This window comes from Gilliamella sp. B2828, from assembly GCF_026537125.1.
Lineage (GTDB): Bacteria > Pseudomonadota > Gammaproteobacteria > Enterobacterales > Orbaceae > Gilliamella.
In genome coordinates this window covers 21,243-35,876 of record NZ_JAFNMU010000002.1, presented here as the reverse complement: position 1 = coordinate 35,876, position 14,634 = coordinate 21,243, and the positions used below count along the sequence as shown (strand labels likewise).

General features: G+C 33.5%; 9 protein-coding genes and 1 pseudogene. 7 read left to right on the top strand and 3 right to left on the bottom strand.

The genetic code is table 11. The annotated features are described in order from the left end of the window. Positions 1–445 precede the first annotated feature (445 nt). Positions 446–979: a menaquinone-dependent protoporphyrinogen IX dehydrogenase gene (gene hemG / locus J3U19_RS01995; protein ID WP_267339789.1), complete on the top strand. Its 534-nt coding sequence runs from the start codon at positions 446–448 to the stop codon at positions 977–979. Positions 980–1,134: 155 nt separating this feature from the next. Continuing rightward, positions 1,135–2,961, top strand: a complete 1,827-nt coding sequence (typA, locus tag J3U19_RS01990; protein ID WP_324123778.1) for a translational GTPase TypA — start codon at positions 1,135–1,137, stop codon at positions 2,959–2,961. Between the two features lie 268 nt (positions 2,962–3,229). On the opposite strand, the pseudogene J3U19_RS11510 reads toward typA, so the two are convergent. Together J3U19_RS11510 and J3U19_RS01980 are read right to left on the bottom strand one after the other, a co-directional pair. Beyond that, positions 3,230–3,406, bottom strand: a pseudogene (locus tag J3U19_RS11510) (RnfABCDGE type electron transport complex subunit B); the annotation flags it as partial. A 26-nt stretch (positions 3,407–3,432) separates the two neighbouring features. Then, positions 3,433–5,133 carry a formate--tetrahydrofolate ligase gene (locus tag J3U19_RS01980; protein WP_267339787.1) on the bottom strand — a complete coding sequence of 567 codons (1,701 nt, stop codon included), beginning with the start codon at positions 5,131–5,133 and terminating at the stop codon, positions 3,433–3,435. A gap of 153 nt (positions 5,134–5,286) precedes the next feature. On the opposite strand from J3U19_RS01980, the gene sohB reads away from it, so the two are divergent. From sohB to J3U19_RS01960, 4 genes are all read left to right on the top strand, one after another. Beyond that, positions 5,287–6,396: a protease SohB gene (gene sohB / locus J3U19_RS01975; RefSeq protein ID WP_267345306.1), complete on the top strand. Its 1,110-nt coding sequence runs from the start codon at positions 5,287–5,289 to the stop codon at positions 6,394–6,396. 230 nt (positions 6,397–6,626) lie between these two features. Then, the gene (locus tag J3U19_RS01970) at positions 6,627–7,646 is read left to right on the top strand and encodes a hypothetical protein (protein ID WP_267339784.1); all 1,020 of its coding nucleotides are present in this window, start codon (positions 6,627–6,629) and stop codon (positions 7,644–7,646) included. A gap of 446 nt (positions 7,647–8,092) precedes the next feature. Beyond that, positions 8,093–9,793 (top strand): aspartate-alanine antiporter, encoded by a 1,701-nt coding sequence (gene aspT / locus J3U19_RS01965; RefSeq protein ID WP_267345305.1) that lies wholly within the window; start codon positions 8,093–8,095, stop codon positions 9,791–9,793. Between the two features lie 28 nt (positions 9,794–9,821). Beyond that, positions 9,822–11,426, top strand: coding sequence for a bifunctional aspartate transaminase/aspartate 4-decarboxylase (locus tag J3U19_RS01960; protein ID WP_267345304.1), 1,605 nt, complete (start codon positions 9,822–9,824; stop codon positions 11,424–11,426). A gap of 1,651 nt (positions 11,427–13,077) precedes the next feature. On the opposite strand, the gene J3U19_RS01955 is transcribed toward J3U19_RS01960, so the two are convergent. Next, positions 13,078–13,773, bottom strand: coding sequence for an XRE family transcriptional regulator (locus tag J3U19_RS01955; protein WP_267339781.1), 696 nt, complete (start codon positions 13,771–13,773; stop codon positions 13,078–13,080). Between the two features lie 336 nt (positions 13,774–14,109). Between J3U19_RS01955 and J3U19_RS01950 the strand changes: the two genes are divergently transcribed. Further along, complete coding sequence (locus J3U19_RS01950) at positions 14,110–14,454, top strand: antiterminator Q family protein (RefSeq protein ID WP_267339780.1); 345 nt, start codon at positions 14,110–14,112, stop codon at positions 14,452–14,454. Positions 14,455–14,634: the final 180 nt, after the last annotated feature.

Genomic DNA, 14,634 nt, shown 5'->3' with positions numbered 1-14,634 from the left:
AAAAATATTTTCAATATAGATTCAAGACTTAAGTCGATGTTTCAAATTCTATAATAAATAGAGGCAATGTTTCGATGAGTAATAAAAAGGTAATTAGTCCTGTTTCCATTCAGATTTCATCAATGTGATATAGAAATGTCAAAAAAGCTATTATGATTTGCCACAAAGGTTTAGTTATGATTCAAATAGCCGATAATTTCAATGCATAGATCAGTGGGCAACCGTTCAAAACTATAATCTACTTTTTAACCAAAAAAAGAAAATCCATTCAACAAAATTAAGTTAGCCATTCTGATTAGATATGATGATTTAAGTAAATATAAAGTACTGATTAATCTTTAACGTTTATATATAATAGGTTTCGCTTGCTATCCTATATTCAGTTAATTACGACTAAATGAATTAAAAAGTTGCAGGTATAAACCCTTTAATAGGAAATTTAAAAATGAAAGTTTTATTACTCTATACTACTTACGAAAAGCAAACATTTAAAATTATGCAGCGTATCGAAAATCAACTCGCGGGTAAATGTGATTGTGATGTCATTGAGCTTTTACCAACGATGAATATCGATCTTACAAAATATCAAGCAGTTTTGTTAGGATGTTCTATTCGTTATGGATTTTACAATAAAGTAATGAAAAAATTTATTGATGATAATTATCAGCAATTAAATAAAATTAAATCGGGTTTTTTTGGTGTGAATGTTGTGGCCAGAAAGCCGCATAAAAATACCCCTGAAACCAATTTGTACACGAGAAAATTCTTAGCTAAAATCGCATGGAAACCAACAATTAAAGCCGTTTTTGCTGGCGCACTTTATTATCCCAAATACAATTGGTTTGATCGTAATATGATTCGTTTTATTATGTGGCTAGGTAAGGGTGATACAGACGTGACAAAACCTATCATTGAGTATACCGATTGGGCTAAAGTTGATCAGTTTGCAACACAATTTTATACTCAAACGTATAGATAACCCTAAACTTCTTGTCAAAATAGATTAATATTTTTGTAATGTTATCAAGTAATGACGTTCTTTTAAATAAACTTTGTGATATAGATCAACATTTGGGCTAAAAAGGTGTACAATATCGCGCCTAAAGAATCTATCTCCTAATTGGGATTTTAATTGTGATTGAAAATTTAAGAAATATTGCCATTATTGCGCACGTTGACCATGGTAAAACAACTTTGGTTGATAAATTGTTAAAACAATCAGGTACGCTAGATAATCTGCGTGGTGACGACAATGAACGTATAATGGACTCTAATGCGCTTGAAAAAGAGCGTGGTATTACCATTTTAGCTAAAAATACAGCGATTGACTGGAATGATTATCGTATAAATATTGTCGATACCCCAGGTCATGCTGATTTTGGTGGTGAAGTTGAGCGTGTTATGTCGATGGTTGACTCGGTGTTATTGTTAGTCGATGCTATGGATGGACCAATGCCACAAACTCGTTTTGTCACACAAAAAGCGTTTGCTTATGGTTTAAAACCAATTGTAGTAATTAATAAAGTTGACCGTCCAGGTGCGCGTCCAGATTGGGTTGTTGATCAAGTATTTGATCTGTTTGTAAACTTAGGTGCAACTGACGAGCAGCTCGATTTCCCTATTGTTTATGCTTCTGCATTAATGGGTATCGCTGGTTTAGATCATGAAAATATGGCTGAAGATATGACACCATTATTTGAAGCTATCATTAAACATGTTGAGCCTCCAAAAGTGGATTTAGATGGGCCATTCCAAATGCAAATTTCTCAACTTGATTATAATAATTATGTTGGGGTTATTGGTATCGGTCGAATCAAACGAGGTCGCGTAAAACCAAATCAACAAGTGACGATTGTTGATAGTGAAGGTAATAAACGTACTGGTAAAGTAGGGCAAGTCTTAGGTCATTTAGGTTTACAACGTTATGAAGCAGAAGTTGCCGAAGCCGGTGATATAATTGCGTTAACTGGCCTTGGTGAATTAGGTATTTCTGATACGATTTGTGATAACAGCTGCATTGAAGCATTACCAGCATTAACTGTTGATGAACCAACTGTTACTATGTTCTTTAATGTTAATAGTTCACCGTTTGCAGGTAAAGAAGGTAAATTTGTGACTTCTCGCCAAATTCTTGAACGTTTGAAGAAAGAACTTGTACATAATGTGGCACTTCGAGTTGAAGAAACGCCTGATCCTGATGCATTTAGAGTCTCTGGTCGCGGTGAATTACACTTATCGGTATTAATTGAAAATATGCGTCGTGAAGGTTATGAACTTGGGGTTTCTCGTCCTAAAGTTATCTTCAAAGAAATCGACGGTAAAAGACAAGAACCATTTGAACAAGTAACCCTTGATATTGAAGAACAACATCAAGGTTCTGTGATGGAAGCGCTTGGTTTACGTAAAGGTGATCTGACTAATATGTTACCAGATGGTAAAGGTCGAGTGCGTTTGGATTATGTCATTCCAAGTCGTGGTCTTATCGGCTTTAGAACGGAGTTTATGACCATGACATCGGGTACTGGTTTGCTATATTCTACATTTAGTCATTATGACGATGTACGACCGGGTGAAATTGGTCAACGCATTAATGGGGTTATGATTTCAAATGGTACGGGTAAAGCATTAGCTTATGCACTTTATAGCTTACAAGATCGTGGTAAATTATTCCTTGGTCATGGTGCTGAAGTTTATGAAGGTCAAATTATTGGTATTCATACTCGTTCAAATGATTTAACCGTTAACTGTTTAACGGGTAAAAAATTGACTAATATGCGTGCATCAGGTACTGATGAAGCAACCACACTTTCACCGCCAGTTAAAATGTCGTTAGAACAAGCATTAGAATTTATTGATGACGACGAATTAGTGGAAGTAACACCATTATCTATCCGTTTACGTAAACGTCATCTTACTGAGAATGATCGTAAACGTGCGTTTAGAAGCAGTAATAAAGACTAATCTTTGTTATTAATCTGAAAGATAGGATATAATAACTGAATAAAAAACCTCGCTATTTAGCGAGGTTTTTTTTGGCTTTGACTCTAGCAATCGCATCAGCAATCGATTGTTTGCGATCGCTTGGGCTAGTTTGACTGCTGTGATTTACAGGCATTGTGTGTGGAAATAGTATCGTAGGTGGTACAAGTTGATTGTAATTTAAGCGTTGTTGCTTTTTCTCAGTCAGTCGTAACTCTTCATTTTCACTTAATGCTATACCTAATGTACTTAATGTAATACAGTCTGTTGGGCACGTATTGATGCAATTACTGCACGAAGTACATAACTGCGGTAATACGGTATGTAATACTTGTTTGCTGCCGACAATAGCATCGGTTGGGCAAACGCGAATACATTTACCACAGCCAATACAATTTTCTTCGTCAATAAAAGCTTTATATTGTTGTTTGGTTTGCATAATTACTTTTTGCATTAACTTAAACCTATAATATTACCATCCTTGTCAATATCAATTTGTCGATAAGCCGGATTGGTACCCAGTCCAGGCATAGTCATTACATTACCAGCATAGACTCGAATAAATCCAGCACCAGCAGAAATCGCTAAATGACTGATATCAACATCAAAATCCGTTGGTACATTCTTTAAGTTGGGATCGGCACTGATTGACATTGGCGTTTTGGCAATACAAAGAGGCAGGTGATCGAGTTTTAATGCTTCGATCTCTTTGATATTGTCAAGCGCTTTTTTGGAAAGATTTGCTTTATTGGCACCATATTTTTTTACCATGGTTTGAATTTTTTCAATTAAAGGCATATTATCCGGATAAGGTAACTTAATTTCACTTGGCGTATCACAAGCTTTAATAATATGTTGTGCCAGTTTTTCAGCGCCCTGACCACCATGGGTAAATACTTCACTCACTTCACAAGCAAACGCACCATGGTCAATAGCATATTTTTGTAAGAAAGTGAGTTCTTCCTCACTATCATGGGGAAAGCGATTAATAGCAACAATTACCTTTAAACCATAACTTTTAGCATTGTTAATGTGCCATGCTAAGTTAGCTGCACCAATTTCGAGTAGTTCTACATTCGATTCTGAGATCTCTTTAGGGATGGCTTGTCCTGGTTTAATGTTATATCTACCACTGTTTGATTTCAGGCTGCGAACAGTAGCGACTAACACCACACAAGACGCTTTTATACCTGCTTGACGATATTTGATATTGAAGAACTTTTCCATTCCCATATCAGAACCAAATCCAGCTTCAGTAATAACATAATCAGCCAGTTGCAAGGCAATGCGGTCAGCGATCACCGAGGAGTTACCATGAGCTATATTAGCAAAAGGTCCAGCATGAATTAGTACAGGAGTATGCTCAACAGTTTGCATTAAATTTGGATTAATGGCATTTTTTAATAGTACAGTCATTGCACCCGCAACTTCAAGTTGTTCCGCTGTGATGGGGTCGCCTTGAGTATTATACGCTAAAATAATTCGACCAATACGTGCGCGCATATCATGTAAATCAGAAGCCAATGCTAAAATTGCCATCAGTTCTGATGCAGCAGTAATTTCAAAACCATCACGGCGTTCAATACCGTTTACGCCACCACCGACGCCAACATTGATATGCCGTAATGCGCGGTCGTTATGATCTATGACACGTTTCCAGACGATACGATTGACATCAATATTTAAACGTTGTAAACCAGTCTGTGTGGTAAATTCGTCACCTAAACGTTCTTCATGATAAAGACGTGCATCTAATGCAGCTGATGCCAAATCGTGAGCTGCGGTGATAGCATGAATATCGCCAGTTAAATGCAAATTTAGGGTTTCCATCGGTAAAACTTCGGCTTGACCGCCACCGGCAGCACCACCTTTCACGCCAAATACCGGACCTAAACTTGGTTGACGAATACACGCTATCGCTGTTTTACCAATATAATTTAATCCTTCACTAAGTCCAATCGTATTAACAGTTTTACCTTCGCCGAGAGGAGTTGGGGTAATAGCAGTAACCAGTATCAATTTACCCTTTGGTTTGTTTTGATTTGTTTTAAGAATGGATAAATCGATTTTTGCGACATGTTTACCATAAGGTAAAACATATTGTTTAGGAATATTATATTGCTGTGCTATTTCAGTAATTGGACGTAAAGACATAAAGATTCTCATTGAATGATAATGTTGAGGTATCAGTATAATTAATTTGAATTGCCGAATAAAGCGACAATTTTATCTTTGTTGATTTTCGGCACAATTCTTAATTATCTTGTTATAATAATGCAATACATTCAATCTAAGGAAAAATGTTAAATGAATTGGTTTTCACAGTATGCTCTTTTCTTGGCAGAAACCGCAACAGTGGTCATTGCTATTTTGTCTATCCTTGTTTTTATAGTAAGTCAACGTCGCAAATTATCAATCGTTGCTGGGCGCTTATCTGTTAAGGATATCAGTCAGGAATATGAACAAGTTAAAGATGATATATTGATGTCAAGCATGGATGAACTTGAAGCTAAGCAGTATACAAAAGATCTTAAAAAACAGAAAAAAAATGAGAAAAAGCAGGCAAAATTAGCCGTCAAACAAAAAAAGAAACAGGATAAAAATTGTAACCAAACTGATTGTAATAACATTATTGATGATTCTAATCCACAAACAAAGGTTACAATCACTCATGGTACTAAATCTAAGCTATTTGTATTATCATTTAATGGTAGTATGGATGCTCATGAGGTTGAAGAGTTGCGTCAAGAGATCACTGCTGTACTTGCTATTATCAAACCAGAAGATCAGGTCGTGATTAAATTAGAAAGCCCTGGTGGAGTTGTACATGGTTATGGATTAGCGGCTTCACAATTATTACGTTTTAGAGCACGCAATATCCCTTTTACTGTTGTCGTTGATAAAGTAGCCGCAAGTGGAGGTTATATGATGGCGTGTACCGCCAGTAAAATTGTTGCTGCACCGTTTGCTATTGTAGGCTCAATTGGTGTCGTTGCTCAAATTCCAAATTTTAATCGCTTGCTTAAAAAGCATGATGTGGATATAGAACTACAAACAGCCGGTGAGTACAAACGTACATTGACCATGTTTGGAGAAAACACTGATGAAGGGCGCCAGAAATTTAAGCAAGAATTAGAGGAGACTCATCTATTATTCAAAGATTTTGTTAAAGAGTATCGTCCTAATGTGGATATTGAGCAGGTGGCAACAGGAGAACACTGGTTTGCTGCTCAAGCAAAAGATAAAGGATTAGTTGACGAAATCAGTACTAGTGATGATTTTATTTTATCGCATCTTGATACACATAAAATTATTTCAGTGAGTTTTCAACGTAAACAAAAGCTGTCTGAAAAAATCTCAAAAAATGTGGTCAAAAATGTTGAAAGGTTATTGTTTAGACAAGGGAATGGGCTATAGTAGCCCATTTTCTTAATAATACAAAATTCAGATAGCTATTCATTAAGCATAAGTAAATACGCAAACTCTCATATCAGCTCGCTTAAATTTCACAAATAGACATGTTATCAAGCACAATTTTTTTATCCCCTATTACCTTAAAATTCTTGATGGAAATGGGATTTTTTATTGCCAAAAAAGCTTAAATAACATACTATTACAAAAAAATAAAAAGGATTAAGGATAATGGTATGAAAAAGGTTTGTTGTTATTTGTTTCTTATATTGACGGTTGTTTCGTTTTCTTCATCTGCATTAATTAAAAAAGAAAAATATAATCCAGCAGATAAAGATATTTTTGTTTTTGATCAATATTCTGCTGAGGCAATAAACCTGAAAAAATATAGTGGTTTATATTCTGAACCCAATGCACGTTCACTTTTTTATCCTTCTTATAAAAAATATAACGGAATGGAAGGTTATTTGGACAAAGAAGTCAAAGTTGGAAATAAAATTTACTATAAGATAGTTTTGAAAAATGGAGAAGTGCTTTATCTCAATGATCTCAATTCTTATAATCAGATAGTTAGTGCAAAAAATTACCAAAAGCGATTAGATGAGATAGAGAAATTAAAAGAAATTAAATTTCCCAATATAGACGATTTATATGTAACAAAAGTAGAGACAGATTCAAAATCGAAAGATATTTATATTATTACCTTTTCAAATGGTCTAAGATTGCGTAATGCTAACCTTTATGGGCTATTATCCCTATCAAAAAAAATAACTAATCCAAATGATTTACATCGATTCATTGATATTATTAACACGGATGATATCAATTTCACCTATAATTCTCAAAATAATATTATTAAGATCGAATTAAAAAGCGAACCTTTGAGTATAGAAACCTTTATTTTTAAAGAAAAATTATATACTACAACGGTTACTGCTATATTTAGTAGTAAAGAACGACTGTTTATTGATCATTTTAAGATCTTTCAAAATGATGATATATATGAATCATCTAGTGACTTAACTTTTAAGAGTAAAAGTGGTAGCACTGTATATGAATGGACTAAATTTATTCTAAATAATCAATTTGTATCTTATATCAATTCACTAAATGATAAAGATCAGGTAATAGTGAGATTTTATGGCTCACGAAAAAATGTCGAAAGAAAGATAGATCCAAAGACCATAGCGAAAATTAAGAAAATATCAATATTAAATAATCTATTAACTAAGTACTTTAAATCAGGTATTGAATAACCCTTTATAGGATTATTGTTTCTTAAATTGCTTTAAATATAATCCGCTTCGGCGGATTTTTTTGTTTATCATTTCCAAATTTAAATCTGATTAGCTTTCGTAAAGATGAAAAAAATAAAAAAACAACTTTATTAAATATATTTGTTGTTCTAATTTACCGCCATATCAATTAGCATTCTGTTCCTTGAAAATTTTGATATTGAAATAGTCATATCAATGAATAATAATTATTTTTATGTTCATTATTTTTTTCGTATTTGTTAATTGCGTTTTTTTAAAGTTTATTATTATTCCTAACAATAATATTAATCGTTAAAATAGACTTTCTATTCTTTGCATTGAAGTTTAATATATAGTCATATTCATAAATTCAATGAATATAGTTCCATTCCTTAATAAATATCTTTTCTATAAATCATTAATCACAGCGCTTGAGGACAATTATTATGTTTCACTGGCTTTTTAACTGGATTTTAGATGGACTCAAACACTCACCAGAAATACTTTTATTTTTATCATTAAGTTTAGGGTATTTAATAGGTGGTATTCGGATTGGTAAATTTCAACTTGGTGGTGTAGCAGGATCATTATTAGTGGCTGTTGCTTTAAGTATTTTTGGTGTTACTGTTGATGCTGGCGTTAAAGCCGTTCTTTTTGCTCTCTTTATTTATGCTGTTGGATTCGAAAGTGGTCCGCAGTTTTTCCGTTCATTAGGTGTTAAAACACTTCGTGAAATCTTTTTAGCACTCTTTATTGCAGTTGTTGGATTAATTACCGTTGTTGTTCTGGCAAAAATATTCAATTTAGATAAAGGACTTGCAGCAGGTTTAGCAGCAGGTGGTTTAACGCAATCTGCCATTATGGGCACAGCTTCCGATGCATTAAGTCAATTAGGTGTAAGTCCTGAAGAGCTAAGTCATTTACAAAGCAATGTGACCATAGGTTATGCGGTGACTTATATTTTTGGTTCACTCGGTGCGATTATCATTTGCGTGAATATTTTACCGAAAATAATGGGGCGAGATATTGGTGATGATGCGATTAAGGCTGAAGGAGAGCAGCTTCATGGCTCCCTGTTATTAGGTGCGAACCAAAACTTAGCATTATCCGATATTAGTGGTCGATTATATCGAGTCACTAATAAAATCAATCAAAGTGTTTCTGATATTGAAAAAACCGTTAGTGGTATTAGTATCGAACGAATTAAACGTGGCAATAAAATTTTAGAAGCATCACCTGATACAGTAATAAAAGCCAAAGATATTATTTTGGTAGTTGGTCACCGTGATGCCATGATACAAGCTAATGATCTTCTTGGGTCAGAAGTAAATTCTGCTTCAGGTATGGATGTTGTAATGAATACGCAAGATGTCGAAATGCGTAACTCGCGTTATGTTGGTCAGAATTTATCCCAGGTATTATCCTCTGAGGAAGTAATGCAATTAAAACATGGCATTTATCTTATAGCTATTCATCGTGATGGACAATCACTGCCTCTTAACAGTGACTTCCAATTCAAATTGGGTGATGTAATTACCATTTATGGTACCGATAGTGATCTTCGTCGAGTAATTGATAAAATTGGTGCACCAATCACTAAAAGCGAAAAAACGGATTGGATATTTCACGGGTTAGGTTTGGTGTTTGGTCTGATTATTGGCTTAATTGTTATCCGGGTTAGTGAGATTCCAATTACCTTAGGCGCTGGTGGTGGTGCATTGCTTTCAGGTTTGATATTCGGTTGGTACCGTTCACTGCATCAAACTATAGGTAATATTCCAACTGGTGCGGTGCAACTATTAAAAGATTTCGGGTTAGCTGGTTTTGTTGCAGTAGTAGGGTTAAGTTCTGGACTTCAGGCCATCAATACTATTCGGGAACAAGGCTTATCATTGTTTTTAATTGGTGTTGTCGTTACAGTCTTACCAATGTTGCTTGCTATTTATTTTGGTAAATATGTTCTTGGTTACAAAAATGCTGCCGTTTTTGCAGGTGCTTTAGCTGGTGCTCGTAGTGCTAACCCTGCATTTGGTGAAGTTCTTAACAAAGCGGGTAATTCTACACCAACAAACTCTTTCGCTATTACTTATGCTTTAGCTAATGTATTTCTGACTTTATTAGGACCATTGGTTGTGGCCTTTGTTTAATTAAAATATTAATTTAAGGATACAGATTATGAAGAACCAAACACAATATGCTAAGTATGCTAATTTAAGTCCTTTTGAGTTAAAAGATAACTTAATTAAATTGGCACAAAGTCATGCCGATCGAGCTATGCTAAATGCAGGTCGAGGGAATCCTAATTTTTTAGCTATTTGGCCAAGACAAGCTTTTTTCCAATTAGGTGTCTTTGCAATGCAAGAATCGGAAATGTCCTACTCTTACTTAAATGAGGGCGTTGGTGGTTTTCCAATCAAAGATGGTTTAACAGGGCGCTTTGAACATTTTATTCGTCAAAATTATAATACAGAGGGCGTTTCGTTTTTAGGTAAAGCTTTTTCTTACATTCGTGATCAACTTGGATTGGATGAAAATGCTTTTTTACAAGAGATGGTTGAAGGCATTTTAGGTTGTAACTATCCTGTTCCTGATAGGATGCTTCGTTTAAGTGAAGAAGTTGTAAAATCTTATGTGCTACAGCAAATGGGCGCTCAATATCTTGATCTTGATGATATTGATTTATTTGCTGTTGAAGGTGGAACAGCCGCTATGGCATATATTTTTAATTCAATGAAAGAAAATAATTTGATTCAAAAAGGTGATAAAATTGCCATTGGTGCTCCAATATTTACGCCATATCTTGAAATACCAGAACTCAATGATTATCAGTTGGTTGAGGTATTAGTTAACTCTGATCCTGATGCTAATTGGCAGTATCCAGAGTCTGAGTTGCGTAAGTTAGAAGATCCTTCTATAAAAGCGTTCTTTTTAGTCAACCCTTCCAATCCACCCTCAGTAAAAATTGACGATAAAGGATTAAAAATCATCGCAGATATTGTAAAAAAACGTCCAGATCTCATCCTATTAACCGATGATGTTTATGGTACATTTGCTGACGATTTCCAATCATTATTTGCTATTTGCCCTAATAATACTATTTTGGTGTATTCTTTTTCTAAATATTTTGGAGCAACAGGTTGGCGTTTAGGTGTTATTGCCACAACAAAAGATAATGTTTTAGATAAAAAAATTAATGCATTGCCTAGCAAAACGAAACAAGTCTTAAATAAGCGTTATAGTTCAATTGTAACAGAACCAGAAAATCTAAAATTTATTGATCGTTTAGTTGCCGATAGCCGAGCGGTTGCGTTAAATCACACTGCTGGTCTTTCAACACCACAACAAGTACAAATGGTTTTATTTGCATTGTGCGAAATGATTGACACCGATCAAAGTTATAAGGCAGCATTAAAATCATTGATCCGACGTCGTGCTGCGTCTCTTTATCAACATTTAGGTCTTAAACACCCTGTCGATAAAAATAGTGTTGATTATTATACTCTAATTGATCTTGAACATATTTGTCGTGAATTATATGACGATAAATTTGCTCAATGGATCTTAACAAATAAAAATCCATCTGAAATGCTATTTAGAATAGCTGATGAAGCTGGGGTTGTTTTATTACCTGGTAAAGGTTTTGCTGTACAACATCCTTCTGCTCGTGCATCTTTAGCGAACTTAAATGAATATCAATACGCTGCGATTGGCTTATCAATGCGTAAACTTGCACAAGAGTATTATGATGAGTACAAAAGTAAAGCGAAGAAAAATAGTTAATCCTTTAGTTAACTTACTTATCAAACCCTAGTTCATCTAGGGTTTTTTATTTCAATCAATTAGTTAATATGAATATTATTTTTTTCATTAAGAAAGATAAAATTTAGTCAGTCGAAAAGTTATGGTTACTTTTCGTAAGTTGTTTTAACACCGATTATGTTGGTATCGATTTTGTGACTATCGCTTAAACTTCACTTTTAAGAAAAGATAAAATGAATTAACCCCATTAAATTTGATTCCGTGAATGATGTTATTAATGGTTTAAAAATTTAATGGACATTAATTGTTGATGAATATTTATAAAGACGATTATCTCATCATCATAATTGACTAATCATTATATTTATTTTTTCGATAATGATTATAATTTTAGAGTTATCCATACCTAAATAGGTGTGCACCATTTTTATCAGTGCAACATTATCTTATGTTAAGTATCCAAGACAAGTTATTCAATGAAGGTAATAGTTTTAGTGGTGGCGTGATAATTTTATTTTTTGAAGGGTACCGTTGATGCAAAATTTAGCCAATTTTCAAAATCAATAACCCTAAATATTGAAAAAATGTAATGATCATTTAAAAGATAAAAGCAATGGGTTAATTATCTAGTTACTTATGTCCTTGAGTTTCCTTCCAACTAATGATCCATTATCGCTAATATTTGTTGATGATAGTTGGTCATTGCTAAATATTGCTATTTTTATAAAAGTATTTGGTATTAATGTTGGCTCAATGGCAATAATATTAATTTCAAAAATCCTAAATTGCTTAACAAATAAATAGGACCGAATCTATTCATTACTTTGTTATGCTTTTTGCTTATTGTTATTTATATCAATTTCGTTAGCATAGATTGATGTTTTTAATGTTTATCTATTTCGTGTGTTTCCTTTATTTCTTTAGTTTTTTAATGTTGATAGCGATTATTGCCATTATAATGGGTAATTCTGGTTACTCTATGGTTTGTTCCATTACTTGTAACGCATAATTAGCACCAAGTTACTTATAGTAATTTATGGCAATCTTATTCAATTTTTATCTTCCATAAAACTTTGGTTATTTCCCTGTCATAGAGAGCTCAATAGACTTGAATTTTTTAATAAGTTTTATGCAAGTGGATTGATAAAAAATTAAAATAATAATCATTTTTTAGTTATTATTATCAGAAAAGCCCCTGCTAGCGGGGCAACTGATGTACTGATTGCTATTTTTATAGCAATTGATATCCTTATACATAAATTTTATTTCATGCTTAGGTGTTAAATTGGCTGATTTAAGTGTTAACGAATCAAAACAGCCAATTAGACAGCTTAGCGTCATGCCCAAGACATCCATCAAGACCGCAGTATGTTCATAAGCCCCTGCTAGCTACTTGAATCTTATTAACCCACTAAATAACTCGTAGTATTGTTTAATGACTCTGTTAACTCGATTGGTATTGATGTGGTAATGATAATATAAGTTATCAGATTTGTCAATAACGAAAGTTATTGTTTATAACCAAGTTAAGGGAAAATGTATCATAAAAAAGCCCATTTAAGGGCTTAAATAAGCGCCATGATGCATTGATACTATGCATTTTAAAGGTAGAATCATAACAAGCTCAATTGAATGTAAATTATCATATTGATCTGAATGATAAATTGACCGATTAATTAAGTATTGATGATTGCCACCATACACGCCCTAAGATAGTAATTTCATCTTGTGAAACAATTTCATCTTCATAATCAGCATTGTAACTTCTGATTTTGATTTGGTTATTAGGTAATTTTTCAAGTATTTTAATTCTTAGTAAGCCAGCATGATTAATTGCATAAATTTTACCATCACGAATAATGGTGTCGGCTTGATCAATGGCAACTGTTGCTCCATCTTGAAAAACTGGCTCCATACTATCGCCATAAACGGTTAAACAAACCGTGCAGTCTTTATCAATACCATATCTACGCATGGTTGAACGCGATAGGCGTAGTTGATAACCATTGTAATCTTCAATGTCATCAGCAAAACCACTTCCAGCAGATAATCTGACATCTTTATAAAATGGTACTTCAATCTCGTCATCATTAAGTGGTGTCTTACTATCCCATTCATCAATTGTTCCCACTATTTTTGCATTGGACAAGTTTTCCCCTATATCGGGGTTTCCAACTCCTTTTGTTAACCAAAGGAGATCAACGTTCAAAGCAGAAGCAATCTCAATGATTTTACGGGATGTGTTGGATTTACCAGAAACGAGTTTTTGAATGGCCGGTTGGCTAATTTTTACTATCTCAGCGAGTTGATGCTGAGACATGCCTGATGCTTCTAGAGCCCAATTAATTCTATCAGTAAAGGTATTCATATCGTTATCTCATGGTTATCGATGTTGTAAGTATATAATTTAAGTTATCGGTCATCAAATAATAATAGTTATTGATCTAATCGATAATATTGGTTATCATGTGATAATATAAATTATCGTAAATGAGTTACCGATTAGAAGATAGCATCTTATTAAACGATAACCAAAAAAATAGCCGTGAAATTTGGTGAGAAATTAAAGTGAATTTCTATACGGTATTTTTTGGATATAAAGCAAATTAAATCTTATAAGAAAAATAAATATAAAACCTATAAATAATTAAATAAAAGTATTCTATAAATAATTAAATTAAAGCATTAATGGTGAGAGGTAACAATGAAAGAGACCAAAGAAATTTTAACCGCATGGAAAAATACTCGCGTACTTAAACGTATCGGAACTGAATATCCATCAAAATCAGCAGTTATTACTGGCGCTGCAAGAGATTTTGATTATCGTCAATACTTGACAGAGGAAGAAGCGGAAATCGTTGATAGCGCTATTTTAAATCTAAAAGAATATAATCTAGCGCATTGGACAGTTTTAATGACTTACTATACAAAAAATGTTTCATGTAATGCACAAGCTAAAGTTATTGGTAAACGTCCTCACGATATTATTAATATACTCAATCAAGCAGAAAGTTTTATTGGGGGGTACATTTATCCTTTTTTCAGATGAGTTAGATCAGATGCAGACTATTGCGCTATTTTATAAAATTTAAACGAAACCCAGCTAAAACTAGCTGGGTTTTTTTGTATTCGGATAAATTAAAATTATCGTCAAGTTTAAACGAAGTAAACGCATTAATAGACAATATTAATTTTGAATGTAAAGGTTCATATCTTCGGATAATGGTGT